This is a genomic window from Marinobacterium lutimaris (assembly GCF_900108065.1).
Taxonomy (GTDB): Bacteria; Pseudomonadota; Gammaproteobacteria; order Pseudomonadales; family Balneatricaceae; genus Marinobacterium_D; species Marinobacterium_D lutimaris.
The window spans coordinates 252,671-278,232 of sequence record NZ_FNVQ01000003.1 but is presented as its reverse complement, the minus strand read 5'-3'; the positions used below and the strand labels follow the sequence as shown (position 1 = coordinate 278,232).

General features: G+C 58.8%; 29 protein-coding genes and 1 pseudogene. 10 read left to right on the top strand and 20 right to left on the bottom strand.

Translation table 11 applies throughout. From position 1 onward, the window contains the following. Positions 1-119: 119 nt before the first annotated feature. The gene (locus tag C4S72_RS15665) at positions 120-317 is read left to right on the top strand and encodes a hypothetical protein (RefSeq protein WP_104004104.1); all 198 of its coding nucleotides are present in this window, start codon (positions 120-122) and stop codon (positions 315-317) included. Positions 318-540: 223 nt separating this feature from the next. Here the strand turns inward: C4S72_RS15665 and cysK are convergent, their stop codons facing one another. Further along, on the bottom strand, positions 541-1,509 hold the full coding sequence (gene cysK, locus C4S72_RS15660; RefSeq protein ID WP_104004103.1) for a cysteine synthase A: 969 nt from the start codon (positions 1,507-1,509) through the stop codon (positions 541-543). Positions 1,510-1,780: 271 nt separating this feature from the next. Between cysK and C4S72_RS15655 the strand changes: the two genes are divergently transcribed. Further along, positions 1,781-2,260, top strand: a complete 480-nt coding sequence (locus C4S72_RS15655) for a tetratricopeptide repeat protein (protein WP_104004102.1) — start codon at positions 1,781-1,783, stop codon at positions 2,258-2,260. Between the two features lie 19 nt (positions 2,261-2,279). On the opposite strand, the gene C4S72_RS15650 is transcribed toward C4S72_RS15655, so the two are convergent. The 8 genes from C4S72_RS15650 to C4S72_RS15615 form a co-directional block, all read right to left on the bottom strand. After that, entirely contained in the window at positions 2,280-3,689 is a 1,410-nt protein-coding gene (locus C4S72_RS15650) for a DUF4139 domain-containing protein (RefSeq protein ID WP_104004101.1), read from the bottom strand. A gap of 71 nt (positions 3,690-3,760) precedes the next feature. Next, positions 3,761-5,809, bottom strand: a complete 2,049-nt coding sequence (locus tag C4S72_RS15645; RefSeq protein WP_104004100.1) for an SUMF1/EgtB/PvdO family nonheme iron enzyme — start codon at positions 5,807-5,809, stop codon at positions 3,761-3,763. A 55-nt stretch (positions 5,810-5,864) separates the two neighbouring features. Next, on the bottom strand, positions 5,865-6,713 hold the full coding sequence (gene kdsA / locus C4S72_RS15640; RefSeq protein WP_104004099.1) for a 3-deoxy-8-phosphooctulonate synthase: 849 nt from the start codon (positions 6,711-6,713) through the stop codon (positions 5,865-5,867). A 34-nt stretch (positions 6,714-6,747) separates the two neighbouring features. Continuing rightward, entirely contained in the window at positions 6,748-7,164 is a 417-nt protein-coding gene (locus C4S72_RS15635) for a PilZ domain-containing protein (protein ID WP_104004098.1), read from the bottom strand. Positions 7,165-7,220: 56 nt separating this feature from the next. Beyond that, complete coding sequence (locus C4S72_RS15630; protein ID WP_104004097.1) at positions 7,221-8,165, bottom strand: GIDE domain-containing protein; 945 nt, start codon at positions 8,163-8,165, stop codon at positions 7,221-7,223. Positions 8,166-8,202: 37 nt separating this feature from the next. Continuing rightward, positions 8,203-8,775 carry a LemA family protein gene (locus tag C4S72_RS15625; protein WP_104004096.1) on the bottom strand — a complete coding sequence of 191 codons (573 nt, stop codon included), beginning with the start codon at positions 8,773-8,775 and terminating at the stop codon, positions 8,203-8,205. A gap of 120 nt (positions 8,776-8,895) precedes the next feature. Then, the gene (locus C4S72_RS15620; protein WP_104004095.1) at positions 8,896-9,105 is read right to left on the bottom strand and encodes a DUF2788 domain-containing protein; all 210 of its coding nucleotides are present in this window, start codon (positions 9,103-9,105) and stop codon (positions 8,896-8,898) included. A gap of 111 nt (positions 9,106-9,216) precedes the next feature. Further along, positions 9,217-9,417 (bottom strand): CopG family transcriptional regulator, encoded by a 201-nt coding sequence (locus C4S72_RS15615; RefSeq protein WP_104004094.1) that lies wholly within the window; start codon positions 9,415-9,417, stop codon positions 9,217-9,219. A gap of 132 nt (positions 9,418-9,549) precedes the next feature. On the opposite strand from C4S72_RS15615, the gene dauA reads away from it, so the two are divergent. Then, on the top strand, positions 9,550-11,283 hold the full coding sequence (dauA, locus tag C4S72_RS15610; RefSeq protein ID WP_104004093.1) for a C4-dicarboxylic acid transporter DauA: 1,734 nt from the start codon (positions 9,550-9,552) through the stop codon (positions 11,281-11,283). On the opposite strand, the gene C4S72_RS15605 is transcribed toward dauA, so the two are convergent. Beyond that, on the bottom strand, positions 11,274-11,729 hold the full coding sequence (locus C4S72_RS15605) for an Rrf2 family transcriptional regulator (protein ID WP_104004092.1): 456 nt from the start codon (positions 11,727-11,729) through the stop codon (positions 11,274-11,276). The genes dauA and C4S72_RS15605 overlap by 10 nt on opposite strands. A 322-nt stretch (positions 11,730-12,051) precedes the next feature. On the opposite strand from C4S72_RS15605, the gene C4S72_RS15600 reads away from it, so the two are divergent. Next, entirely contained in the window at positions 12,052-13,281 is a 1,230-nt protein-coding gene (locus C4S72_RS15600) for an NnrS family protein (protein WP_104004091.1), read from the top strand. 367 nt (positions 13,282-13,648) lie between these two features. Here C4S72_RS15600 and C4S72_RS15595 read toward each other — a convergent pair whose 3' ends face one another. Next, positions 13,649-15,397 carry a DEAD/DEAH box helicase gene (locus tag C4S72_RS15595; protein ID WP_104004090.1) on the bottom strand — a complete coding sequence of 583 codons (1,749 nt, stop codon included), beginning with the start codon at positions 15,395-15,397 and terminating at the stop codon, positions 13,649-13,651. Between the two features lie 34 nt (positions 15,398-15,431). Continuing rightward, a complete protein-coding gene (locus C4S72_RS15590; protein WP_104004089.1) occupies positions 15,432-15,905 on the bottom strand; it encodes an Lrp/AsnC family transcriptional regulator in 474 nt (157 codons plus the stop codon). Positions 15,906-16,235: 330 nt separating this feature from the next. On the opposite strand from C4S72_RS15590, the pseudogene leuA reads away from it, so the two are divergent. Beyond that, positions 16,236-17,903, top strand: a pseudogene (gene leuA / locus C4S72_RS15585) (2-isopropylmalate synthase). Positions 17,904-17,961: 58 nt separating this feature from the next. Here the strand turns inward: leuA and C4S72_RS15580 are convergent. Genes C4S72_RS15580 through C4S72_RS15570 form a run of 3 tightly spaced genes read right to left on the bottom strand, consistent with a single transcriptional unit; the run spans position 17,962 to position 19,186 of the window. Continuing rightward, a complete protein-coding gene (locus C4S72_RS15580) occupies positions 17,962-18,465 on the bottom strand; it encodes a DUF4865 family protein (RefSeq protein ID WP_104004088.1) in 504 nt (167 codons plus the stop codon). Next, positions 18,465-18,857 carry a tautomerase family protein gene (locus tag C4S72_RS15575; protein WP_104004087.1) on the bottom strand — a complete coding sequence of 131 codons (393 nt, stop codon included), beginning with the start codon at positions 18,855-18,857 and terminating at the stop codon, positions 18,465-18,467. Before C4S72_RS15575 ends, C4S72_RS15580 begins: the two co-directional genes overlap by 1 nt. Then, positions 18,848-19,186, bottom strand: coding sequence for a carboxymuconolactone decarboxylase family protein (locus C4S72_RS15570; protein WP_104004086.1), 339 nt, complete (start codon positions 19,184-19,186; stop codon positions 18,848-18,850). The genes C4S72_RS15575 and C4S72_RS15570 overlap by 10 nt, the downstream gene beginning before the upstream one ends. A gap of 120 nt (positions 19,187-19,306) precedes the next feature. On the opposite strand from C4S72_RS15570, the gene C4S72_RS15565 reads away from it, so the two are divergent. Next, entirely contained in the window at positions 19,307-20,245 is a 939-nt protein-coding gene (locus C4S72_RS15565) for a LysR substrate-binding domain-containing protein (protein WP_104004085.1), read from the top strand. A gap of 212 nt (positions 20,246-20,457) precedes the next feature. Here C4S72_RS15565 and C4S72_RS15560 read toward each other — a convergent pair whose 3' ends face one another. Together C4S72_RS15560 and C4S72_RS15555 are read right to left on the bottom strand one after the other, a co-directional pair. Then, positions 20,458-20,739 (bottom strand): peptidylprolyl isomerase, encoded by a 282-nt coding sequence (locus tag C4S72_RS15560; protein WP_104004084.1) that lies wholly within the window; start codon positions 20,737-20,739, stop codon positions 20,458-20,460. Positions 20,740-20,842: 103 nt separating this feature from the next. Then, positions 20,843-21,340, bottom strand: coding sequence for an FKBP-type peptidyl-prolyl cis-trans isomerase (locus C4S72_RS15555; protein ID WP_104004083.1), 498 nt, complete (start codon positions 21,338-21,340; stop codon positions 20,843-20,845). Positions 21,341-21,432: 92 nt separating this feature from the next. Between C4S72_RS15555 and C4S72_RS15550 the strand changes: the two genes are divergently transcribed. Next, positions 21,433-22,122 carry a pseudouridine synthase gene (locus C4S72_RS15550; protein ID WP_104004082.1) on the top strand — a complete coding sequence of 230 codons (690 nt, stop codon included), beginning with the start codon at positions 21,433-21,435 and terminating at the stop codon, positions 22,120-22,122. Between the two features lie 16 nt (positions 22,123-22,138). Here the strand turns inward: C4S72_RS15550 and C4S72_RS15545 are convergent, their stop codons facing one another. Next, positions 22,139-22,498 (bottom strand): DUF4870 family protein, encoded by a 360-nt coding sequence (locus tag C4S72_RS15545; protein WP_104004081.1) that lies wholly within the window; start codon positions 22,496-22,498, stop codon positions 22,139-22,141. A gap of 45 nt (positions 22,499-22,543) precedes the next feature. Next, positions 22,544-22,735 carry a DUF3012 domain-containing protein gene (locus tag C4S72_RS15540; RefSeq protein WP_235009164.1) on the bottom strand — a complete coding sequence of 64 codons (192 nt, stop codon included), beginning with the start codon at positions 22,733-22,735 and terminating at the stop codon, positions 22,544-22,546. 146 nt (positions 22,736-22,881) lie between these two features. Here C4S72_RS15540 and C4S72_RS15535 point away from each other — a divergent pair, with 146 nt between their 5' ends. From C4S72_RS15535 to C4S72_RS15525, 3 genes are all read left to right on the top strand, one after another. Further along, a complete protein-coding gene (locus C4S72_RS15535) occupies positions 22,882-23,487 on the top strand; it encodes a sigma-70 family RNA polymerase sigma factor (RefSeq protein WP_235009163.1) in 606 nt (201 codons plus the stop codon). Beyond that, positions 23,484-23,684, top strand: a complete 201-nt coding sequence (locus C4S72_RS15530; protein WP_104004079.1) for a zf-HC2 domain-containing protein — start codon at positions 23,484-23,486, stop codon at positions 23,682-23,684. Before C4S72_RS15535 ends, C4S72_RS15530 begins: the two co-directional genes overlap by 4 nt. Before the next feature lie 164 nt (positions 23,685-23,848). Beyond that, complete coding sequence (locus C4S72_RS15525; RefSeq protein ID WP_104004078.1) at positions 23,849-24,352, top strand: Crp/Fnr family transcriptional regulator; 504 nt, start codon at positions 23,849-23,851, stop codon at positions 24,350-24,352. A 40-nt stretch (positions 24,353-24,392) separates the two neighbouring features. Here the strand turns inward: C4S72_RS15525 and gcvT are convergent, their stop codons facing one another. Further along, positions 24,393-25,511: a glycine cleavage system aminomethyltransferase GcvT gene (gene gcvT / locus C4S72_RS15520; RefSeq protein WP_104004077.1), complete on the bottom strand. Its 1,119-nt coding sequence runs from the start codon at positions 25,509-25,511 to the stop codon at positions 24,393-24,395. Between the last annotated feature and the right edge of the window lie 51 nt (positions 25,512-25,562).

Below are 25,562 nucleotides of genomic sequence, written 5' to 3'. Positions count from 1 at the left end.
TTTGTTGCTGAAATTTCATCCTAAGTATCTATTGACCCAGGTTAACACCGTTGTCATCCCCCTGGGGTAGGCTATACTTGTGTAAATAAACTACAAAAATAAACTGCTGGGGGTGTCACATGGAAATGCAACAGCGCGTAAAGACCATCGCTATTCTGGGTGTTGACGGCGATAACTACGAGGTGGGCGGTGTTTATGTCGGTGAAGAGCGCAAGCCTTCCTGGTACACGCTGACCAAGTCAGATGATCGTAGCGTCCGCTTTGAAAAGCTCGATGCGTTCCCAAGCCATGAGCAGATTCGTGAAATGATTCACTGAGTTCTGCCGGGTAAGAAAAAAGCCGCGATGATTCGCGGCTTTTTTGTGTCTGCACTTTTTGTATCTGAAGCAACCGAGCTGTTTTTGTCCGCGGCGATAATCGCGGCGAGGGCGCCGCTCCTACAATTCGCTAGCGTGGTAGGAGGCGCGCCCCCGCGCCGATCGAACTTTGCATGGTGGTTATTCAAACCCCTAGCGGTTAATCGCGGCGAGGGCGTCGACCCTACTGGACCGTTTCGTTCTCGGTGAACATACCGGCGAACAGCGGAGAGGAAAGGTAGCGCTCGCCGGAGTCCGGCAGAATCACCACGATGTTCTTGTCCTTGTTCTCCGGCTTGGCGGCGATGCGCAGGGCTGCTGCAGTTGCCGCGCCGCAGGAAATACCGGCCAGGATACCTTCTTTCTGCATAATGTCGCGGGCGGTTTCCATCGCTTCGTCATTGCTGACCTGTTCGATGGCATCCACCAGTTCCAGGTCCAGGTTTTTCGGCACGAAGCCTGCGCCTATGCCCTGGATCTTGTGCGGAGCCGGTTTCACCTCTTCACCGTTGACGGTCTGGGTGATTACCGGAGAATCGGTCGGCTCTACCGCGATAGAGGTGATCGCCTTGCCCTGGGTCTTCTTGATGTAACGGGAGACGCCGGTGATGGTGCCGCCGGTACCGACGCCAGCCACCAGGATGTCGATCTGGCCATCGGTATCTTTCCAGATCTCGGGGCCAGTGGTCTTTTCGTGGATCTCCGGGTTAGCCGGGTTCTCGAACTGCTGCAGCATAAGGAACTGGTCCGGGTTGCCGTCGACCAGCTCCTTGGCTTTTTCGATAGCGCCTTTCATACCCTTGGCCGGTTCGGTCAGGTGAATGTCGGCACCCAGTGCCTTCATCAGCTTGCGGCGCTCCAGGGACATGGAGGAGGGCATGGTAAGGATCAGCTTGTAACCCTTGGCGGCGGCGACGAACGCCAGGCCGATACCGGTGTTACCGCTGGTGGGCTCAACCAGGGTCATGCCTTCCTTCAGCTTGCCGCTCTGCTCTGCTGCGTTGATCATGCTGGCGCCGATACGGCATTTTACGGAGCCTGCCGGGTTGCGCGATTCCAGTTTTGCGTAAAGGTTGCCGGCGGGCCAGAGGTGCTTCAGACGCACCAGAGGAGTGTTGCCGATTGTCTGTGAATTATCGTCGTAGATGTTCATAGCTCTCCTGTTCCTTGAAGCCGGTTTGCGCTAATGAGACGCCAGGCTTATTGCCTGGAATAGTTGGAACCGCACCGGAATGGATTCGTTCAGACATTCCGGTTTACAGGCCAACAGTGTAACCAATCTGGCGCGGTTTGCTCATACAGTCTTTGAATAAGGTTATAAAAAATAGAGTTCATATAATTGAAGGGGTTAGCGCTTTTAGAGTCCTGCAGGCTCCTGTAGATTGAACATTTTTATCCCGCTCCCTTACCAACTTGGAGGTCCGATGCGGACGCTGATGCAGTGGCTATCGCCGGTTATGTTCTGGATCGCCTTTGCTATCTTCCGAAGCCCTGTATTCAAGCGGGCGCGCTGGCGTCACACCCTGGCGATGAAGCTGTTTCGTGTGGCGGCGGAAAGCGGCAGCGTCAGGGCTCTGTCTGTTTATGGTCATCTGCTGCATTTTCGCGGCGAGGATGTTTCCAGCCGAATCCAGGGTGGCATCTATCTGCAGCGTGCAGCAGAAAAAGGGGATCTCAAAGCGCTGTATCAGATGGGGCGGATTCATGAGTCCGGCTTTGAACACTACTTCCCTATAAAACCCGCCGACAGCCTGGCTTGTTATCGGGCAGCGGCGGAGCAGGGGCATCCGCTGGCGTTGAAGCGGATGTGTGCGGTGTACGAAGAGGGTGGTTTGGGTGAAGCCGCGGATTCGGCCAAGGCGGAACACTGGCGGGCGCTGCAGGAACACAGCTCACCCGCCTGATCTGTTTGCGTGGGAAATCTTAGTTACGCAGCAGTCTTACGCTGTATTCGAGAACTTTCTCGCCACCGGCAGGAATATCCAGGGTCCAGGCCTGGATGGCGCCAAGCTCTTCGCCCCGTTCGCTGCTTGCCAGCATGATGCGCGGCTGATTAAAAATGGCGCGGTAATCCAGGGTGCGATCTTCGTTCCCGCTGTTACGGATACTCACCTTGAAGCCGACCACGACATTTTCGCCCTGACGCTGGAACTCGGTTTGTTCCGTTTCTACCGTCAGATCAAAGGCTTCGCCCAGGGTTAGGGTGACCTGTTCGCCGGCGGCGGTGTCGCTCAGCTGTTGGCCGCCGACATAAGTCAGGCCACGCTCCTGGGTTTCCCGATAGACACGTGCAGAACCGGCCGGCAGAGGCAGGTCGTTTGCGTCATCATTGGGCAGGGTAAAGCTGATGTCGTGACGCGGATGACCGGTCTGGGTCTGGGGTTGGGCACCACCATAGACCGATTGCTCAAAGCGGTAATGGCTGCTCAGCGCCATCTCGATGGGAGCCTGCAGCGGCACGCTGATGCTGGCGCCCTGCTTGAGGTTGACCGGCTCTGGCAGCGGGTAGAGTTGATAGTCCTGGGTGGCCTCCCGCTGAGGTGCGGCATCGGCGCTTGTCTCCAGCTTGGCAGCCATGGCATAGATCGGCACCCGGCCGCTGTTGGGCTGATTGACCTTGCCGGCCAACAGGCGCACCTGGGCGCCATCGAGGTCGGTGCCGCTGTTGTTACTGAGTGTGGCCCGTCCCTCCAGCTGAATACGTTTACCATCCGGCAGAATCTCAAGCTGATAACCGGCCTGCCAGCTGATGCCGTTGGACAGGTAGCTCAGCGTCAGTTGATCGCCAGGCTGACCGCTGCCTTGCAGCGAAAGGTGTGCCCCGGAGGCAGGCTGAGAGGTACCGGGAATGCGGATCCGCCAGGGGCCGGCATAGGGGATAAATTCGGTGGCGCCATTATCGGCCACCTGTATGCCAGAGCCCTCGACATAGAGCAGTGTGACCGTGCGAGGATCGGTAGCGCCATCCTGGTGGATCAATTCGACCTCTTTACCCTGCAGAGCTTGCAGCCGCTCACTGAAGCCGGGATTGGACGATCCCAGTTCGATGCGGCGCAGATCCCCGATGCCGCTGGTGAAGATAGAGTCGGGCTGAAGCCGGTTGCTGATATCGTTGAGGCGGATTTCGGGTGCAGAGGCATCCAGGCTAAGCGGATAGGTTTCGCTGAACAGCGCCAGGTCCTGCTGATAAATGGTCAGGGTGCGGCTGCTGCGGTCTTGGGCGCCGAGCACCAGATCCGGTGCGGCCAATGAGGCCTGGCTCAGCAGGGCGATACTCAAACCCAGACCCAGTGGGGCCAGATTGAAACAGGCGGAACGCTTGGGGTGGTACATACTATCTCCTTGTACGCTGTCGGGGGACGCTATGAACAATTCAATAGCTTCTATTCGTTAGCTTCCCGGCGTCAGGGGAATGCCGGCAGGTCTAGCGCGACACGGAATCCCCAGCTGTTGCGGCTTGTGTTGGGTGGGTGCCGGTAGCGGCTGGCGGAGCGGATAACCCGGGGAATATCAAACCAGGAACCGCCGCGCATAATGCGCTGATCGCAGCCGGAAGTTTTCTGAGCGCTACCGTTACGCGGAGTCTCGGAGTACCTCGGCAGATAGCAATCCGCCACCCATTCATCGACGTTGCCGTTCATATCATGGATACCCCAGGGGTTGGCGGCGGTGCTGCCAACCGGTGAGGGTTGGGTCGCATCCCATTGGGTACCGCATCCATCACAGACAGCCATTCCGGGGCTGAGTTCATCCCCCCACCAGTAGATGGTTTCGGTGCCGGCGCGGGCGACATATTCCCATTCCGCTTCCGAGGGCAGGCGATAGGGCTGGCCGGTAACCTCCGCCAGCCAGTTGGCGTAGGCGCTGGCATCGTGCCAGCTGACGTTGACGACCGGCTGTTCGCCTCGGCCCCAGCCTTCGTCATCCGGCAGACGGCGCCCGGTAGCGCTGGCAAACTGGTCGTACTCCGCAAAGGTCACTTCATGGCGGCTAAAGGCGAAGCTGGTGCTGAGGACCACTTCATGCACGGGGTATTCGTTATCGTCGCCCTGGCCGTGCAGGTCGCCCATTTGGAAGCGCCCCTTGGGAATTACCACCATTTCTGGAGCAAAGCCTCCACCGTCCCACTCATCGCGGAAAACGGTGAGGTTATCGGCAGGCTTGTCAGCGTTTCGCAGCGCTTCGGCAGACTCAACGCCAGGCTCTGCGGACGCTTCGATTGTCAGATTTTGACTATCGGTTTGACCATCCTTGTCAGATTCTGCCGTCTCGTTCACCGCGTTGGCGCTTTGCTCGAGTTGTTCATAGCTCAGCTGAAGTTGCTGTAACTCTTCTCGCAGCTGCTGGTTTTCAGATGCCAGCGGCGCAGTGAATCCGTCGATGGTTTCGGCGTCCGGTGTGCCATCGGGCGAAAGCAGGTAACCCAATACAAAGCCGGCAGCGAACAGTCCTGCTCCCAAGGCTACAGGTTTGCTCCACGGCGGCAGGGCCGGCAACCGCGGCAGGCTGAAACGCCTGGTCTTTTCGGGAGTCTCTTTGGAAGCCGCCTCATCTGCCGTTTCGGGCAGGTCTGCCTCTTCGCTGATCTCGGGTTCCGCAGGCTTTTCCGGCTGCGGCTGGTAAAGCTGTCGCACCAGCTCCAGCGGCGATTTGGGGCGAGCTCCCGGGTCGTCAACCAGTGCCGTTTTCAGTACCCGCCACTGCTCTTTGGAGAGCCCGGATGGCGCCTTAAGCTCCTGTTCGCGGCTGGTTTCATCCTCCGCGGCGCTGAAGGCCGGGCGCCCGGCATAGAGCTGGTAAACCAGGCAGGCGAGGGCGAATACGTCTTCGGTGGCGGTCAGTGGATAGGGGTGGAAAGCTTCGGGGGATTGCCAGGCGTGATAACTCAGCGGTTGCGCAAGTTTGGCGTTGACCGGTTCAATCAGATCACGCCAGCCAAATCCCATCACCCGCATACCGTTGCTGCGGTTTACATAGATCAGCTCAGGACAGAGTGTCGCGTGAGGCGAACCGGTCTGGCGTAGAGCGCCTTCGAGGGCGCTGGCCACCTGGGTGACCAGGCCCTGCTTCTGCTTGTCCTTGAGCTTGCGGGCGCTGCCGGATTCAAACATCTGTGCCAGCGTCAGGCCATCCATCGCCTCCCAGGATGCGAACAGCAGCCCGCGCCAGGTGAACAGCCCATAGCAGCGGGCGGCGTGCTTATCCTTCAGGTTGCGGCTCTGATTCAGCAGGGTGCGGAACTTGTCACTGAATCCGGAGGTGGCCAGCAGGGTGGCGTCAAGGAACAGCAGGTTAACCGGAGTAGGCTGGGTGGTGGAAAGGTCTTCCGCCTCCCAGAATGGCCCCAGGGCATGGGTGGACTTAAGCGCTTTGAGCCTAAACCGGTGATGGCCTGGCCCCATCACCAGTTCCGGCTTCAGTGATGCCAGAAGCGTAGCGGTCGCGTTGTCCATAACCTGTGTTCCCGAGCAGACTGAACCTGTTTAGCTGAAACTGTTGACTACTGCCTCAGCCGGAAGTATCCAGCGCCGGGAACTGCTTCACCAGTTCGTCGATCGCTTTCATCTGGGCCAGGTAGGGTTCCAGTTTGTCCAGCGGCAGGGCGCAGGGACCGTCACATTTGGCTTCGGCGGGATTCGGGTGCGCTTCCAGGAACAGGCCTGAGATGCCCTGGGACAGTCCCGCGCGGGACAGCTGGGCGACGAGCGCACGACGACCGTCGGCAGAATCAGAGCGTCCGCCCGGCATTTGCAGCGCATGGGTGGCGTCGAACATCACCGGGTAGCCGAACTCTTTCATCACGCTGAAGCCGAGCATATCGACGACCAGGTTGTTATAGCCGAAGCTGGTGCCGCGTTCGCACAGGATCAGACGGTCGTTACCGGCTTCCTTGCACTTATGCAGGATGTGGCGCATCTCCTGGGGAGCCAGGAACTGAGCCTTCTTGATATTGATGGCGGCGCCGGTTTCAGCCATGGCGACAACCAGGTCGGTCTGACGGGACAGGAACGCCGGCAACTGAATGATATCGCACACCTCGGCCACCGGTGCCGCCTGGAAGGGCTCGTGCACATCGGTGATCAGCGGGACGTTGAAGGTGGATTTCACCTCTTCGAGAATTTTCAGACCCTCTTCCATGCCGGGGCCGCGGAAGGAGTTCAGGGAGGAGCGGTTGGCCTTGTCGAAGGATGCCTTGAAAACGTAAGGGATCTTCAGCTTGTTGGTGACTTCGACATAGTGCTCGGCGATTTTCATCGCCAGATCGCGGGATTCGAGCACGTTCATGCCGCCGAAAAGAACCATGGGCTGATCGTTGCCGATGGCGATATCGCCTACCTGTACCACTTTTTGTTGCATGTCCTACACTCAGTTGGTTGACGTCGACTGCCCATTATAGGCCATCTGTCGGGAAATGAGCGGCGAATTTCTCGATCCACTCCAGTGCCAGGCCCTGGTGGGCATCCGGGCTGCGTGAAGGGTGAGTGCGGCGATAGTCTTCGATATGACAGAGCTGCTCGAGCATGCGGATCTTGTAGAGCTCGTTGGCGCTTTGAAAGGCGACGCCGACCTGGTAGCCCTCTCGATGGGCGCGGCACCAGGCGATTTCACCCTCGATGCACAGATCTGGCGCCTGTTTCGGCGCTGAAATACTGATGCGTCCGCCGATGTGAAATGGCTTGTCGGTGTTACAGATAAGGCCCAGGGGCAGCGGCGGAGTGGCACAGGCCTGTTTGTGCAGGGGTGACAGCTCCAGGCTGATGTTCGCAGGGTGTTGCATATAGTGTACAGGGTTGCGGTTCGAGGTCATCGCTTGCCGCCTCTCTGGCGTGTCAGGTTCCTTAAACGGCGTACGCGAGCGCTGTTTCAGACTGGGGTCGTTAACAGCAGCTCAAGTCCTATCCAGAATGCAAGCAAACCACATGCCATAAAGCCGCCCAGTTGCCAGCGGAATCGCTTGAGCAGGCGTTCTTCGTCATAAGTGGTCAGCAGAAAGGGCTGGCCTTGCTCCTTGGGATCGCCAAGCACATGCAGGGTCGGGCTTTTGTCCATCTCCCGCTGCTGTAGTTTGGCCTGCTTGATCGCCTCTTTGCGTGCTTCTTTCCACTCCTGCTGATCGATCTTGCCGTCGCCATCGGTATCAAAGCGGCCAAGCAATGCCGCCTGGTCCGCTTTCCAGCCGCGCAGAATGTCGGTACTTGCCGCTTTTAGGTCCAGGCGTTCGCGACCGCCGCCGACGCTGCGAAAGGCTCCCAGGGTGAAGACGCGCTCATGTTCGAAGATCAACTCCTCGCTGTAGCGGTATCGACCGCCGCCAACGCTGCCGACTATCTTGGCGCTGTACTGTTGGAATGAGGTGGTTGAAAGCACCGGCCCCGGCATCTCACTGCTGCCATACCAGACCTTTTTCTGCCGGGTGCTGGCGTGGGCGCCTTCCGGGTCGATCAGGCAGGTGCCGGTACCGTCGTTGATCTGGAACCACTGGGTTGAGGCTTCCCGGCGTACCGGTTGCCAGCGCCCGCCCTTGTTGTTGCTGTTGCGCTGGTAGCGGTCGATCTTGATGCGATACCAGACGCAGGGGCGGCCCGAGAGCGGCGAGCGCAACTGGCCATCCTCACCGGCGATCACCTCGCCGCTGATCTCCACATAGCCCTGGGGCGCAGAGCGGATCAAGGCGGTGGGTGTATCGGCGATCAGGCGATAATGGCTGAAGCGGCGAAAGGCGAAAAAAACACAGACGAGAAAACCGATCACAGCGAACAGCAGGCCGAACAGCCGCTCCTGTGAGTCGATATCCAGATCAAGCAGCATAGCGGCCCCGGTTGAGCTCAGTTGACTTCAGTGGATCTCAGCTGAACAGCGATTTCATATCCACATCGGCTTTTTCAGCCTCGGTAAACTCCAGCAGGGTGGCGCCGGTGAATCCCATGCGGCGGGCGACGATAATATCCGGGAACTGTTCGATGCGGATGTTATAGAGATTGACCGACTCGTTATAGAACTCACGGCGGTCGGCGATGGAAGATTCGAGCCCGCTGATGCGGCTGTGCAGGTGCATGAAGGATTCGCTGGCGGTCAGTTCCGGGTAGTCCTCGGCTACGGCAAACAGGTTGCCAAGGCCGAGGCGCAATTGGCTTTCCGCCTGGCCCAGCGCCTTGATATCGCCGCTGGCGCTGGCGCTGGCGACGGCGGAGCGGGCCTTCATAACCGCTTCCAGGGTTTTCTGCTCATAGCCCATGTGCTGCTTGCAGGTTTCCACCAGCTTGGGCAGCTCGTCGTGGCGCTGCTTGAGCAGTACATCGATATTGGCAAACGCGCGGGAAACGTTGTGCTTGAGGCGCACCAGGTGGTTATAGATGAAGATCGTGTAGATAACGATCAGCGCAACAATAACCAGAAGGGTAATCAGAACCGGGTCCATCTACAGCTCCCTGCACGTGTGTTTTGCAGGGACTATAACCCAGTGACAGGGCGGAGGCTAACCTCATCCGATTGACGGTAGGCGGCAGAGTCACCGCCTCCGCCTCCGGCGACTGCGCGTTTAAACGTGGCCGCCCTCGATCATCTCAACCACCACTGTCTTGAGCAGGAAAGCGGCCAGCCCCAGCCCGAGGGCAAAAAACAGCACCAGGGTACCGAACTTGCCGGCTTTGGACTTTTTAGCCAGGTCATAAATGATGAAGAAAATGAAACCGGCGAAAATTACCAGGCCGATGTTCAGCATCAGGCTTTCTGCTTCGGCAAGACGCATTCAATAGCTCCAGGAGTGTTGAAAAGTTAAGAATTGAAGATCGAGGGGTGATCAAAATTTGCGCGAATTCTACTCTGCGAGGCGGGCTTAATAAACCTTGGAAATGTGTGTTTATTTTTTATTCATATCAGCGCTATCGTCGTTAAGCACCTGGTCTCTCCACTCTGGTCCCAGGTTTTCCTCGATAAAGTCACGGATAAACTTTCTGACCATCTGAGAAGGGGTTACATCCTGCTCGGAACAGAGTTTTTCAAACACCGCCTTTTTATTCGGGTCGATCAGCAGAGTCAGGCGTGCGGTGCGTTTTTCCATGGTGGTGTCCTTTGTAGCGGTGGATCGAGGGCGAATGTAAACCATATGTTAATTTGATTAACATTGCATTTGAATCAAAGACGACTGTAATGTTTGTCCAATTTCCATAAAGAATTAAAGGACTTCTCCGCGATGTCGTCCCGTCGAGCCCGGTTACACAGCCTCTCTTTTGCCAGCGCGTTAAGAGAAACGCTGTCCGGCAGGTATCAGGGGCGGGATCTGCTCGCTGATCTGGTCGCGGGTATCACCGTGGGCATCATCGCCATCCCGCTGTCGATGGCGCTGGCCATTGCCAGTGGTGTGCGGCCGGAAAACGGTCTCTATACCGCGATCATTGCCGGTTTTCTGATTGCCCTGGCCGGCGGCTCCCGGTTCAGTGTGTCCGGCCCCACAGCGGCCTTTGTGGTCATTCTCTATCCCGTTTCCCAACAGTTTGGTCTTGCAGGATTACTCCTGGCCTCAGTGATGGCGGGGTTGATCTTGATCGCGCTGGCGCTGGCACGACTGGGGCGGCTGATCGAGTACATCCCCGAATCGGTCACCCTAGGCTTTACCGCCGGTATTGCTATCGTCATCGCTACGCTGCAATTGCCTGACCTGTTGGGCTTTTCCAGCGAAGGGCTGCCGTCGCATTACCTGGAAAAACTGCCCGAGCTGCTGAGCAGGCTGCCGCAGTGGCATTGGGCCAATGCTCTGGTGGCAGGGCTGACCCTGGCGGTGCTGATTCTCTGGCCACGCCTGCGGCTGCCAGTGCCAGGTCATCTGCCGGCACTGCTGGTGGGCACCGGTCTGGCTTACTGGCTGAATCAGCAGGGTGCCGGCATAGATACGATCGGCAGCCGCTTCTCCTTTATGTTGCCCGATGGCTCTATAGGGCAGGGGATTCCGCCGATGCTGCCGACCTTCGAGTGGCCCTGGCTGCAAACGGGTCCGAATGGCGAGCCTTTTGAGCTGAGCTGGACCACAGTGCAGGCGTTGCTGCCGGCGGCATTTTCCATCGCCATGCTCGGCGCCATCGAATCACTCCTATGTGCCGTAGTGCTCGATGGCATGACCGGCAAGCGCCACCACGCCAACGGTGAGCTGCTCGGTCAGGGGTTGGGTAACCTGGTGGCGCCTTTCTTTGGCGGCATTACCGCTACTGCCGCCATTGCGCGCTCGGCGGCTAACTATCGCGCCGGTGCGCGCTCGCCTTTTGCCAGTGCCATCCATGCTCTGGTGGTGCTGGCAGGTTTGCTGTTGCTGGCGCCGGCGCTGGCCTGGCTGCCGATGGCCAGCATGGCGGCGTTGTTGCTGATCGTGGCCTGGAATATGAGTGAGGCACCCAAGGTGGTGGCGCTGTTCCGGCGTGCACCGCTGGGCGACATTCTGGTGCTGCTCACTTGCCTGTCGCTAACGGTGCTGTTCGATATGGTGATCGCCATCTCCACCGGTATCGTGTTGGCCTCGCTGCTGTTTATGCGTGATATCGCCGGGATGACCCGTGTGAACGATATCTCTGCCCAGCGTAAACATGTACCGGAAGCGCTGCCGGAAGGCTGGCGGGTGTTCAAGGTGACCGGGCCGCTGTTCTTCGCAGCGGCGGAGCGTGTGTTTGATGAGGTGGCGGAACTGGCAACGGATACGCGGGGGCTGGTGCTGTATATGGATGCGGTGCCGCTGCTGGATGCCGGCGGTCTGAGTGGGTTCTCTCGTTTCAGAGCTGAATGCGAAGCGCGAGGAATAGAGCTGGTGGTGGCGGATCTTCAGTTTCAGCCTTTGCGGGCGCTGGCCCGGGCAGGCATTCAGCCTGAGGAAGGCCGCCTGAGTTTTACCCCGACACTGGCGGCCGCGCTTGAATCAATTGCTCAGCGGGATCATGCCTGAGCCCGCATCCGGGTATCTTCGGGCGGATAAAGTAGCTGGGACAGGTTGCGCTCCGGGCCGCACAGGTCGGCCAGGCTGTGCTTTGCCAGCTCTTTAAGAAAGGCTTCCTGGGCGTCAAAGAGGATTCCCCTCAGCCCACACTGACCGACGATGGGGCAGCGCGGGTGCGCGCAGTTAACCGGACGCAGTGTTTCTTCAGTGGCCTGGATCAGGTCGCGCAGGTTGATCTCCTCTGCGGACATGCCCAACCGGATGCCGCCGCCTTTGCCGCGGACGGTATCGATGAAACCCTCTTTGGCCAGGTGGTGAACGATCTTGATCAGATGGTTGCGGGGAATATCGAAATGCTCCGACACCTGCGTAATCGTCACCCGCTCTCCTGCGGGTTGTATGCCGAGAAAGATCAGCGTACGCAGGGCAAAATCCGTGTATTTGGTCAGTTGCATGGTTCAATGCTCCAAGCTTTGGCGCGGACAGTCCTGATGGAAAGTCCCGATGTTTGCTGCAGCTAAAACAGCCAGGTTTGTCAAAACGCAAGAGGCAGGCCGGGGCCGAAGTCAGGGCTTCTGGGTATCCCCTCAGTATACCGGCCTCAGTTGAGGCCTTGTATCCGGGAGAGCCGCATAACCTGGGGGAACGCCTGACCTGGATCAGGTTAATGTGAGTCAGTGCTGTCTGGGCGGTACTGCTAAGGTGTAAATATTATGCATATTAAAGTTATGCATTCTAAAAGCCGGCGTTGTCGCACCTGCTGATCGGAGTTAGCTGATGCTTGTATCACCCCCTCAAGAACCAAAGAACGCCTGGGCCCGACTGTTCAGTAACGGTTTTCGGCCGCTGTTTCTTGCCTGCGCCGTTCAGGCGATTGTCATTATGCTGCTCTGGCTCGCCTACCTGGGCGGAGCCCTGCTGCCTGCGTCGCCACCCGGCTGGGGCCCAGTTGCCTGGCATGGTCACGAGATGCTGTTTGGCTTTGTCGGTGCGGCGGTGGGCGGCTTTCTACTGGCGGCAGTGGCGAAATGGACCAGTCGACCGCCGGTGCAGGGCTTACCGCTGCTGGCGCTGACGCTGTTATGGATCGCTGGCCGGGCACTGGTCTGGAGCGGTAATGGCTCGGTATGGCTGCTGATACTGGCCAACACCGGTTACTGGGTATTGCTCGCGATCCTGGTGGGACGAGAGGTGCTGATCAGCCGCAATAAACGCAACGGGGTAGTGATTCTGGCCCTGGCCGTGATGGTGGGGTTCAGCCTGCTGTTTCAGCTTGGCGCCGTGGATCGTCTGCATCTGCTGGAGTCCCAGGTGTTGCTGATGGCGCTGCTGATCTCGCTGATCGGTGGTCGCATCACGCCGGCGTTCACCCGCAACTGGTTGATACGCCAGCAGGCCGACAAGTCGAAGATGCCGGCAGGGTTTAGCTGGATAGATCGGCTCGCCGTAGGGTTCTCTCTGTTGGCGACGCTAGCCTGGGTGACCCTGGCGGCTCCTCCGGTATCGGGCGTGCTGCTGATAATGGCCGGTGGCCTACAGATCGCTCGGTTACTGCGCTGGCGTGGGCTGACCAGCATCGCTGAACCGCTGCTGTTCGCGCTGCACCTGGGGTATCTCTGGGTGGGCATCGGCTTTGTACTGCTGGGCTTCTCCTCGTTCACCGCCGCTGTGCCGGTAACGGCTGGAATCCACGCCCTGGCGGTGGGCGCCATGGGCGGCATGATCCTGGCCGTAGCTTCACGGGCAGCGCTGGGGCATACCAACCGTGAATTGAAAGCGGGCGCGCTGATGTCGCTGAGCTTTTTGGCTATTCACCTGGCCGCGTTGACCCGAATCCTCTCGGCTCTGCTGCCGCCGTTTTCGCTGATGCTGATGATGCTCGCCGGCACCGCCTGGCTGATCGCCTTCGTGCTGTTTGCCGTTCGTTATGTGCCGATACTGATAGGACCGGAAGAGACCCTGTCGGACGCGCTTAAGAGAGAGAAGGCAAAATCGCAGCCCCAATGAACTGGTGTGCTTTGCTTCATCGAGAAAGTGATGAGGTTGAATCTACTGCTGAATTTCTGAGCGCACTGATAGCTCCCCTTTGCCGCAGCCGAGCATCGCAGACTGAAAGAGAAATAAGGGAAAGGCTGTCTGAGCGACGTAGGAGCGAGTTTCCTTTCCCGCTCTTTCAGACGAGAAGCGCAGGGAAGTCGGCGCAGCCGGCCAAGGCGTAGGGGCGGTTTGGGGTTATTAGGGGCCTTGGCCGTCCAAGGCCCCTAATTCGCCAGCAGGCGAAACCGGCAGGCAGCTAGGCGATGATGCAGCCGTGAAAAGGAAACCGATTTAGCACTACAGTGTGATTTGAAGCCAGTAGCCAGAACGGCAGCGCTTACAACTGATTCGCCTTCCGATAATTCCCCTCATAATCAAACAACCTCTCCCGTACCCGCCAGTGGCTGTTCTGCCCTCGCCCCACCTTGCGGGCGATCACAAAGTCCGGTGCACGAAAGCCTTCCGACTGGCTGACCACTTCATCGGCTGACTGGAACTTCTGTGGCTTGGCTCCGTCGCCAAAGCGCCTGCCGAACAGCCGGTTGAACACGCCGCGCTGGCCGCTATGGGTCAGATCGAAGCTCTCGCTCAGCTCTTCACCCTGTTCATCGTGATAGATGATCCGCAACCGGCCGTTGGTGTTGCCGAAGCTGACACCGGCGCAGCGGATTACCAGCGCATCCTTTAACTGCAGGGCGCGCTTGAGCAGATCATCCGGATCCACCACCGCTTCGCCACACTGGTGGCAGTTGCGGGCGGCGATATCGTTCTCGGCGCCGCAGTGTGGGCACTCCTTGAAGCGGAAACGGTAATCGCACTGCTGTGGTGTTTCCCCTTCCATCTCCAGCAGGCCCTGGCAGCGGCGGCCGAAGTGTTCGATCACCTGGCCCTCGGCATCGGTCTTGCCCCAGAAAATATTGGCGTGGCCGCAACCGGGACAGAACACCTGCACCGGCTCTGAGTTTGAATCGGGCCTGGGTTTGCCTACTTCGGGGTGAAAGAGATCGAAGCCGGAGCTGGCGTAATCGATGATCAGGCAGTTGGTTTTACCGGGGCTCAGACGCAGGCCGCGACCGACGATCTGCTGGAACAGGCTTACCGAGGCGGTGGGCCTCAGGATTGCGATCATATCCACATGGGGGGCATCGAAGCCGGTGGTCAGCACCGCCACGTTGACTAGATAGCGAATCTGTTTCTGTTTAAACGCCTGGATCAGTCGCTCACGCTCATCGGACTCGGTATCGCCGATAATCAGCGCCGATTCGCCTTCAGGTAGATAGCCGATGATCTCCTGGGCGTGGCGCACTGTGGCGGCAAAGATCATCACCCCTTCGCGCTGGCCGCCAAGCTCCACAATCTGCTCGCAGATCGCGCGGGTCACCCGCGGGTGTTTGGCGATCAGGCTGTTCAGTTCGGTCTCGTTATAGCTGCCGCTGTCGCTGGGCTGCAGTGACGAGAAATCGTAGTGGGCGATGGCCGCGTCGATCAGTTTGGGCTCGGTCAGGTAGCCCTGCTTGATCATGAATGGCAGTGGCAGCTCGTAGATGCATTGCTGGAACAGGCGTTCCTCTTCTGCGCGCACCATGCCGCGATGGTGATAGCGGTAAATCCAGCCGTAACCCAGGCGATAGGGGGTGGCGGTCAGTCCCAGTACCTTCAGTCCCGGGTTGCGCGCTTTGAGATGCGCAATAATCTGCTGGTACTGGGAGTTTTCGTCATCGCTGACGCGGTGGCACTCGTCGATGATCAACAGCGAGAACTGATCGTCGAAGCTGTCCAGGTTACGCGCCAGGGACTGCACACTGGCAAAGGTGACCTGGTGTTCGTTGTCGCGTCGCCCAAGTCCCGCGGAAAAGATGCCGCCATCCATGCCCAGTGCGGTGTACTTGGCGTGGTTCTGCTCCACCAGTTCACGCACATGGGCCAGCACCAGGATGCGGCGCCGCGCCAGTCGGGCCAGCTCGGCGATGACGAGGCTTTTGCCGGCGCCGGTGGGCAGCACGATCACCGCCGCCGCATCGCTTTTTCGGAAGTGGTTCAGCGTGGCGTCGACGGCGTCCTGTTGATAGGGGCGAAGGGTGTACATCTAAAAGCCTGAAATGAGTAAGGCGCAGAGCCTATCAAAGCTGATCCGGGATCGGAATCGCCGTCTTGTTGACGATGGTGCGCAGCACGAAACTGGAGTGCGCGCCGGTGACCCCCTCGATCCGGGTGATCTTGTTCAACAGCAGATCCTGGTATGCCTCCATATCGTGCACGATCACCTTGATTTGGTAATCCGCATCCTGGCCGGTAATCAGCAGGCACTCCAGCACCTCGGGGATGGCGCGCACGGTTTTGTCGAAGTTCTCAAAGCGCTCCGGCGTATGGCGGTCCATGGAGATATGCAGCAGCGCCATCAGTGTCAGCCCCATCTCCTTGGCATCGAGAATGGCGCGATAGCCGGTGATCAGGCCCGATTCCTCCAGCGCGCGCACCCGGCGCAGGCAGGGGGACGGGGAGAGCCCCACGCGGTCGGCCAGCTCCTGATTACTGATGCGGCCTTCGGTCTGCAGAATCTCCAGAATGTGGCGGTCTTGTCGGTCGATACGCATACTCTGCCTTCAATTTTCTAAGGGTTGTTATTTGTTGCGTTATTTGTCTCTTTTGTTGGAATAATATTGCCAAATAATTCTATATTGGCGCAACTTTGCAATCATCTGCCCCTGCCTTTTCCGTAGACTATGCCTTATCGACTTACCAAGACGATGTTTGCCGAAAGGTAGAGGTGTCGGGCCACCATCCAGGAGCGACACCCTTTTCGCCAGCTCTCCCTACCCGGGTGACAAGGTGACGAGGCTTCACAAGAGCCGAGAGGAAACAGGCCCACAGGCGGGCCCACAAGGACAGATAATCGAACTCATTCAGATACAAGGGATCATCCCATGACCGTTTTTAACCATCAGCGTTACCAGCCGGCTCCTGCCGTGAAATTGCAGAATCGCCAGTGGCCGGATCGTACTCTTACCCACGCACCGCGTTGGGCCAGTGTCGATCTCCGGGACGGTAACCAGGCGCTACTGGACCCGATGAGTGTGGCTCAGAAAAAGCGTCTCTGGGCTCTGCTGGTTAAGATCGGCCTGAAAGAGATCGAAGTTGGTTTCCCCTCCGCGAGCCAGCCGGACTACGACTTCGTACGCTGGTTGATCGAGGAGGACCAGATTCCCTCAGACGTGACCATCCAGGTATTGGTGTAGGCGCGTAAAGAGCTGATCGACCGCACTTACCAGGCGCTGGAGGGCGTGAAACGCGCCATCGTGCACGTCTACAACTCCACCTCTACGGTGCAGCGTGAGCGCGTCTTCAACAAGGACTGCGACGGCATTACCGCTATCGCGGTGCAGGGCGCGAAGTGGGTGAAAGAGGGCGCCGAGGCTTACCCGGATACCGAATGGAAGTTCCAGTACTCGCCGGAGAGCTTCACCGGTACTGAGATCGACTATGCCGTTGAGGTGTGCGACGCGGTGATCGATGTGTGGCAGCCGACGCCGGAGCGTCCGTGCATCATCAACCTGCCGTCGACTGTGGAAAACACCACACCGAACATCTTCGCCGACCAGATCGAGTACTTCTGTAACCGGGTCAGCAAGCGCGACAGCATTGAGATTTCGGTGCACACCCATAACGACCGCGGCTGTGCCGTAGCGGCCGCCGAGCTCGCTGTACTGGCTGGCGCCGATCGTGTTGAAGGCACTCTGATGGGCAACGGCGAGCGCACCGGCAACATGGATATCGTCACCATGGCGATGAACCTCTACAGCCAGGGCGTGGATCCGGAGCTGGATCTCTCCAACCCGGACGAGATGATCGCGGTCTATACCGAGTGCACCCAGATGCCGGTGCACCCGCGTCACCCCTGGGTGGGCGAGCTGGTTTATACCGCGTTCTCCGGCAGCCACCAGGATGCGATCCAGAAGTGTCTGCACCGGCAGCAGCCGGACGAGCACTGGCAGGTGGCTTACCTGCCGATCGATCCGAAGGATATCGGTCGCAGCTACGAGGCGGTGATCCGCGTGAACAGCCAGTCCGGCAAAGGCGGCATGTCCTTCCTGCTGGAGCGTGACTACGGTATCCGCTTGCCGCGCTGGATGCAGCTTGAGCTGTCTCCGTTGGTGCAGAAGGCCAGCGAAGCCAAAGGCAAGGAGATTACCAGTGCCGAGATCTATCAGCTGTTCTGCGATAACTTCGTGGCAGATGCGGATCCGGTGCAGCTGAAGAGCTACCGCATCGAGAGCGAAGAGGGCGAACGCATCAGTGCTGACGTAATCTTTAACGGTGAAGTGCGCACCATTACCGGTGAGGGTGACGGTGCTATCTCTGCCTTCGCCGATGCCTGGCAGCGTGCAACTGGAGACTCGATTAACGTGGTCGACTACTCCGAACACGCTTTGGGTGAGGGCTCCGATGCCGAAGCGATCACCTATGTGCAGCTTAACGTCGGTGGTGAGCGGGTGGTCGGTGTGGCCTTCGATTCCGATACCGTCAGTGCCTCACTGAATGCGATCATCAGCGCCATGAACCGCTCAGCAGTGATTCGTGAGCACGCGGCCTGAGTGCTGAGATCTACAGAATAGAAAACGCGCCTTCGGGCGCGTTTTTTTGTGGCCGGCCTCAGCCCCTGGCGATATAGCCGATTCGGTAATTCTGGACTGCGTCCGCCGGCGTTGCCGGTGGCCGGTTGGCCAGCGTGACTTCCAGCCGACGCCAGTCGCTGTAGTCGTTGGCGACCAGCTGTGGCCCGTTGCTTGCCAGGGTGCTTTCGTAAGGAATAATCCTACGGCTGGCGAACCCGGGGTTTTCCTCCCTGCCAAGCTCCGTTGCCTGCTCCACCAGCCAGACATCGACGCGGGGGCGACCGAAATGGGCGCTGAGTGCGGCAAACCCCTCGCTCTTCAGAAAGCGGTTGATCCCCGTAACGTTCCGCCAGAGGTAGAGCGGTGCATAGAGGTTAAGCTCGCTGGCGCACTCCGGATCGTCCTTTCTGGCATAGAGGTAGAGTTTCATCGCCAATCCCTCAAAGCCGTCGAGACGATGGCCATTAGCGCGGATGCGCTGTTCGATCCGCTCCATGTTGTAATCCGCCGGCAGGGTAAAGCTGTATTGTGTTGCCAGCATCAGGCTGTCTCCTCTGTCAGTGCCCGTCCTTCAGAGAAGGACCAGTCTTCCGCCTGGTTGAACTGGATCAGGATCATTACATCGCTGGTGCTGATGCCGAGCTCCCGGTTCAGGCGGCCACACAGGGTTTGGTACAGCGCCTTTTTCTGCTCAGCGTTACGCGGTCTGCCAGCACTTATCTGGAATATCAGGCAGTTTTCGCTGCGACGAGCAGAACTCAGGTAGTCGGGATCGAGCACCCTCATCCCCGGGCGGTATTCGTCAAACAGCTGGAAGCAGTCACCGGTCGGTACGGCAAAAGTCTCTTCCAGAGTCTGCTGCAGAATCACTGAAACCTGGTGGCGAAAGTCGGCGCTGAGGCCAGCGGGCAGTGCAATACGGGTTAGGGGCATGCGGACTCCTTGGCCTGCTTGAATTCGGCCAGACGGGTGAAGGCGCTGACGCTCGAGGGCCAGCCGCCATAAAACGCCAGATGAGTGATCGCAGCGGCTATCTCATCGATGCTCAGACCGTTGTCGAGCGCTCTCTGCAGGTGAACGGGTTGCTGCTCAACGCGGTTGAGAACGGTCAAGGCAGCCAGGGTGATCAGGCTGCGCTCTCGCGGCGATAGGGTGGTTTCCTGCCAGACCTGGCCAAATACGAGGTCGCGGGTTATCTCCACAAACTCCGGTGCCAGTGACTGGATTTGATCAAGCGGATCTTCCGGGGGGAAGCTGGGCATCTCGTTGCTCCTTGTTGAAGATGCTGATTACTGGTGAAGCGGATGCCATTGTGGGATGATCTGTCGATTCTGAATATCGAAAATATTGGTACTGATAATCCACTATTTCAGGATGTTTGAGTGAAGACGATCAGCTTCGATCTGGATGCTCTGCGTACCTTTGTGCTGGGTATCGAGCTGGGCAGCTTTGCGCTGGCGGCGGAGCGGCTACACCGATCTACTTCGGCGGCCAGCGCACAGTTGAAAAAACTGGAGCAGCAGTGCGATGTGGCGTTGGTGCGCAAGGTGGGTCGGCATCTGCAGCCGACGGATGCGGGTGAGGTGCTGCTTGCCTATGCGCGGCGGCTGCTGGCGCTGAATGATGAAGCGGCCCAGGCGATCGGCGGTGCTCAGCTGCCGGGGCGTATCCGCTTCGGTATGCAGGAGGATTTCAGTGAAGCGCTGCTGCCGTCGGTACTCGCCAGTTTTACCCGGGCGCATCCCCAGGTGCAGCTCAGCGCCAACGTGGCGCGCAACGCCGTGCTGCTGGATGGAATCCGCTCCGATGAGATGGATCTGGCGCTTTGCTGGGCGGCGGGAGAATCGTCCGCTTACAGTGAGGTGCTGGCACAGTTGCCACTGCGCTGGATCGGCCCAGCTGACATTGAGCTGCAGCGGACATTACTGACCGGAGAGCCGCTGAAACTGGTGATGTTTGAGAAACCCTGCCTGATGCGTCAGTGGGCCACCGAAGCGCTGGATCGCGCCGGCATACCCTGGCAGGTCGTCTTTGCCAGCCAGGGGCTGGGCGGAGTCTGGCAGGCGGTACAGGCGGGGCTTGGCGTCACCGTGCGCACTGATTTCGGCTTGCCTTCATCGCTATCGGTGATCGGTGATGGGTCTTTGCCGCGGTTGGGTGAGATCGGTATCAGGCTGGATCGCTCACGGGCGGAGCTTGGTGAGGTGGAGCAGAGGCTGTACGGGATTCTGCGGGAGCAGATTCAGCGTTATCTGGGTACTACAGCATCTGAGTACTACAGCGGAGACGGGATCGATCTGAACGAAATGGGCATTGGGTGAGGTAAGTGTTTGAAGCAGGAGTGACGCCCTCGTCGCGATCAACTCAAGCTTCGGATCACTTCCGTGCCAGCGTCAATCAGCGCGAGGGCGCACCTCCTAAAGCGGGAATCGGGTTCCCGGTAGGAGTGGCGCCTCGCCGCGATCAACTCCAGCTTCGGATCACGTCCATGCCAGCGTCAATCGGCGCGAGGGCGCACCTCCTACTGGCGAAATCAGTCTTCGCGGCTGGTGACTTCCAGCAGGTGGTAACCGAACTGGGTCTGAACCGGACCCTGAACTTCATTGATCGGTGCGCTGAAGACGACCTTGTCGAAAGCCGGAACCATCTGACCCGGGCCGAAGCTGCCCAGCTCGCCACCCTGACGGCCTGACGGGCACTGGGAGTGTTCTTTCGCCAGAGCTGCGAAATCGGCGCCGTTTGCGATCTGATCTTTCAGTGCCTGGCATTCAGCTTCGGTACCGACGAGGATGTGACGTGCGCTTGCGCGTGCCATGGGTTTTCTCCCTAACAGGTTGTTTAAAAATTTAAGCATAGCTGTTTACTCAGCCGTTCAGCCAATTCGCCGCCCCGTCCCGAATAGGGCCGAGGCGAGTGAATCAGTGGTGGTGGCCGCCAACACCGTGAGCGTGACCGTGAGCGATCTCTTCATCGGTGGCTTCGCGGACATCGGTGACTTCGATATCGTAAGTCAGTGTTTTGCCGGCCAGCGGATGGTTGGTATCCACCAGTACCATCTTCAGACCCGGCTTGACCACGGTAACCTGACGCATGCCCTGGTCAGTCTGTACGACAGCGACCATGCCGGCCTGCCACTTGCGGGTGCCCTTAGGCAGGCCCTGCAGGTGTTTCAGCGGCACGCGCTGTTCCTGGCCTTCCTTGCGCTCGCCGTAGGCCTGTTCCGGGCTCAGGGTGATGTGCAGGGTATCGCCCTTGGCTTTGCCTTCCAGCGCTTCTTCCAGTGCCGGGATCATGCCGCCGTGACCGTGCAGATAGGCCAGCGGCTCAGAGCCGATGTTGGTTTCGATCTGGGTGTTATCGGCATCGGTCAGGGTGTAGTGAAACTGCACCACGGTGCCGTCAGTAATCTGTGTCATCGCGTGTACCTTGCGCCTGTTGCGAAACCGCGAAGTATCCGCATATCGACAAAGCTTGGCAAGGATTGAGCAGGATCTGAGATAATGGCGGCATGCGCCTCGATAAATTCATCTGCAAACATACTGACCTGTCACACCGAGACTCCCGCTGGGCCGTGGCCGCCGGGCGCGTCACCGTGGCCGATAGCCTGATCACCGATCCGCGAGCGGAGATCGACCGCTTCGTACGGGTGAAGCTGGACGGTCGGGTGCTGCAGGAGTGCCAGGCGCACTACATCATGCTGCACAAACCGGCGGGTTACCTCAGCGCCACCAGCGATCCTGAGCACCCTACGGTGATGGAGCTGATGCCCAGCTCTATGCGTGAGCTGCTGCATATCGGCGGGCGCCTGGATCGTGCCTCCACCGGGCTGTTGATTCTGACCAACGATGGTCTCTGGTCCCGTCGGCTCACCGAGCCGGGCAAGAAGCTGCCCAAGGTCTACCGCGTGAGCACCGCCGAGCCCATAGCTGCCGATGCCGAGCAGCGCTTCGCCGAAGGGTTCTACTTTGCCACCGAGGGTCTCACCACTACGCCTGCGCAGCTTGAGCGCCTGGGTGAAACAGAGGCGCGTGTGACGATCTATGAGGGGCGCTATCACCAGATCAAGCGGATGTTTGCCCGCGTCGGCAATCGCGTGGTGGAGCTGCATCGGGAAAAAATGGGGTTGATCGAGCTGGATCTGGCCCTGACTCCGGGAGAGTTCAGGGCGCTGACGGAGGCGGAGGTCGCCTCCGTCTGATAGTCGGGTGGCCGGCTTAGCCGAACAGCCAGGTGGTCGGTTCGGGGTGGGCCTTACGCTGTTCCAGGTACTTCATTCCCTTGACGCAGCGTACGATCAGCCAGACGAACCAGAACAGGAACACAAACCAGCCGATGATAAACACCGAGGTGATGGCGCCGATGAACATCATCAGAAAGCCGATCCAGAAGGTGCGGATCTGAAACTGGTAATGGCTGGCGGCAATTGCGTCGCTCTCGCCCTTGTTGATATACGCCATGATCACGCCGATGATGCCGGTAATACCGAACACCAGGCCAACCAGATACAGGATATAGACCAGGCGTACATTGCTGGTGTCGCTGATTCCGGCCGTAGCCGGAGCTTGTTCTGTCATCACTTCTTCCTTGTTTCCTTGTGATTAAACTGCGCTGCCCGGCGATCAGGGGATCAGGCAGTGCTTGGTAAAGTCCGCCAGTTCGTTAGCGGTCCATTCCCCCTTGGGTTTTTCTTTCATATCTGTGCACCACTCTTCGCTGCCAACCTCCGGCGAGCAGGCGCTGAGTGCGACAGCAGCACTTAAAAGCAGTGTCAGGAATGAAGTAGTTTTAAGTCCTTTCAGCATCGCTTTCATGGCTGTCTTCCGTTTGGTGGTTTTCGGCTCAGATACTAGCGGATTGTATTTTGGCTGTCTTGCCCGGTTTGCCAGACCCCTGTGGCTGGTCGATTATGTGTAAGGTTTCTCATACAAGAACGACAAAGCGGGAAAGGAGGTGGTATTTGAGTACGGATGAAAACAGTTTATCACCGGATGAAAGCAGTGATCTTAAGGCACGGCTGGTTGCTGTGCGCCCGCGGCTTCTCGCTTTTGCCCGGCTGCAGCTGTCGGATCAGGTGTATGCCGAGGATATGGTGCAGGAAACCCTGGCGTCTGCGCTGCAGTCGTTGCACCGCTTCAGGGGGCAGTCTCAGTTTGAAACCTGGGTGTTCGGCATCTTGCGTCACAAACTGGTGGATGCGATCCGCCTGCGCGGTCGGGATGTGGTGGCCGAACATAATCCCAATGAACTCCCGGAGGTGGACGAGATGTTCGATAGTCACGCCCATTGGGCATTGGGGGCGAGGCCTCAGTCCTGGGTGCAGCCGGAGGAATCCTGCGATAACGATCGCTTCTGGGAGGTGTTCGATATCTGTGTCTTTCACCTGCCGAAAAGCGGCGCTCAGGTGTTTACCCTGCGTGAACTGATGGGGCTGGAGACTGAAGAGATCTGCGATTGTCTGGAGATCAGCGAACAGAACTGCTGGGTCATTCTGCACCGGGCGAGGCTTAAGTTACGCGCCTGCCTGGAGGCCGGTTGGTTCAGCAAAGAGGGCGATGACAGATGACGATGGCATGCAAGCGGGCAACAGAACTGATGTCGATAAAGATCGACCGGCCATTAACCCTGGGGGAGCGCGTGTCGCTGCGAACGCACCTGATGATGTGCAGTTACTGTCGTCGCTGTGAGCAGCAGATGCAGATGCTGCGGCGTATAACGAGGCGGCGGCGTGAGGACGAAAGCAGCGATAACGAGGGGGAATAGTAGTGGCCTTGTCTACGCGACGGGGGGCGATCTGAGGTCTATAGGACCAAGGTGTAACTTGTCTTAGCACCGTGACCGGTCCACGCTGTAGCTATAAATACGGAATAACAAATGGTTAAGGTTCGAGTAGCCGTAACGTTCGGCCAGCGAACAGTGGGTGCAACATGAAAGATCTGGATGGGCAAAGAATCATCGATCAGTCAGGTCTTGAGTTTTTTAAGACCGCTTCCACCTTCGGCGCGTTAAGCGAAGAGGCGATTCTTTTCCTGCTGAGTAAAGGCAAGCTGCAGGCGCTGGACAAAGGCGACCAGGTGTTCAGCTCCGGTGAGTCTGCGGGCTTCTTTGTGGTTGTGCTGGAAGGCCAGCTGGGTTACTACCGTGAGGTGCAGCAGGGCAGGTTGCTGATGCGCGAGGTGGGCTTTGGCGAAGAGCTGGGCTATGTCTCGATGATCGGGCTGCTGCCGCGTCAGGGTTCGGCCTGTGCGCTGAGGAAAAGTGTCATCCTGCGGGTCGATACCGACCTTTTCTACCAGTTGCACCTGGATCTGCCATCGGATTTCGGCATCCTGATGCTGAACCTGTCCCGGGAGCTGGCGCGCACCATCTGCGGTATCAACGACCGCTTTGTTGATGTGGCTACCCACGGAATAAAAAAAAGCCCGGCTTGATATGACCGGGCTTTCTCTTTCAGGCTTTTAACCCCGGCTCTTAACCTCTGTGGTAGCGCTGCGGCACAAACGGGGTGCGGCTGACTTTCATCGGCAGGCGCTTGCCGCGCACTTCCGCGAAGATCTGCGTATCCAGAGCGCTGACCTCTTTCGCCACGTAACCCATGGCGATCGACAGACCGGCGCTGGGGCCGAAGGTGCCGCTGGTCACTTCACCTACCTTGTTACCGTCCGCATCAAACAGCTCGGTGCCTTCACGCACCGGGGCGCGGCCTTCACCGATCAGGCCGACACGTTTACGGGTGGCTGACTTTTCCTGCATCTGCTTGAGGATGATATCCGCACCCGGGAAACCGCCGGCACGGGCGCCATCGGCACGACGTGCCGGAGAGATCGCCCACAGCAGGCTCGCTTCCACCGGTGTGGTACCGGTATCGATATCGTGACCGTACAGGCAGAGACCGGATTCCAGACGCAGGGAATCGCGGGCGCCAAGACCGATCGCTTCCACTTCATCCTGGGCCAGCAGCAGGCGGGTCAGTTCTTCGCACTGATCTGCCGGGACAGAGATCTCAAAGCCGTCTTCGCCGGTGTAGCCGGAGCGGCTGACAAAGCAGTTGATGCCGGCGATATCGACCACCAGGTTGTCCATGAACACCATGCTGGCCAGTTCCGGCTGAATGCGGATCATCACCGCGGCCGCTTTCGGACCCTGAATGGCGATGAGCGCGTGGTTCTCCATCACTTCCAGCTTGGTGGATTCGCCCAGGTTGGCGCGCAGGTGAGCGATATCGGCGTCCTTGCAGGCCGCGTTGACCACCAGGTAGTAGCCGTCGGTCATGCGGGTGATCATCAGATCATCGAGGATGCCGCCTTCAGCGTTGGTGAAGAAGGCATAACGCTGTTTGCCCACCGGCAGATCGATAACGTCGACCGGCACCAGGGCTTCCAGCTCCGCACCGGCGTTTTCGCCAGTGATATAGACCTGGCCCATGTGGCTGACATCGAACAACCCGGCCGCTTCACGGGTGTGCAGATGTTCTTTGCGTACGCCGCTGGGGTATTGAACCGGCATCGCGTAACCGGCAAAGGGAACCATGCGGGCGCCAAGTTCTTCGTGCAGCGCGAATAGGGGGGTATGCAGCAATGTCTCTTCCATTGGAAGCCTCTGAGTACTGGTTTAGAACAGGTGCTATGTTAACCAAAATTT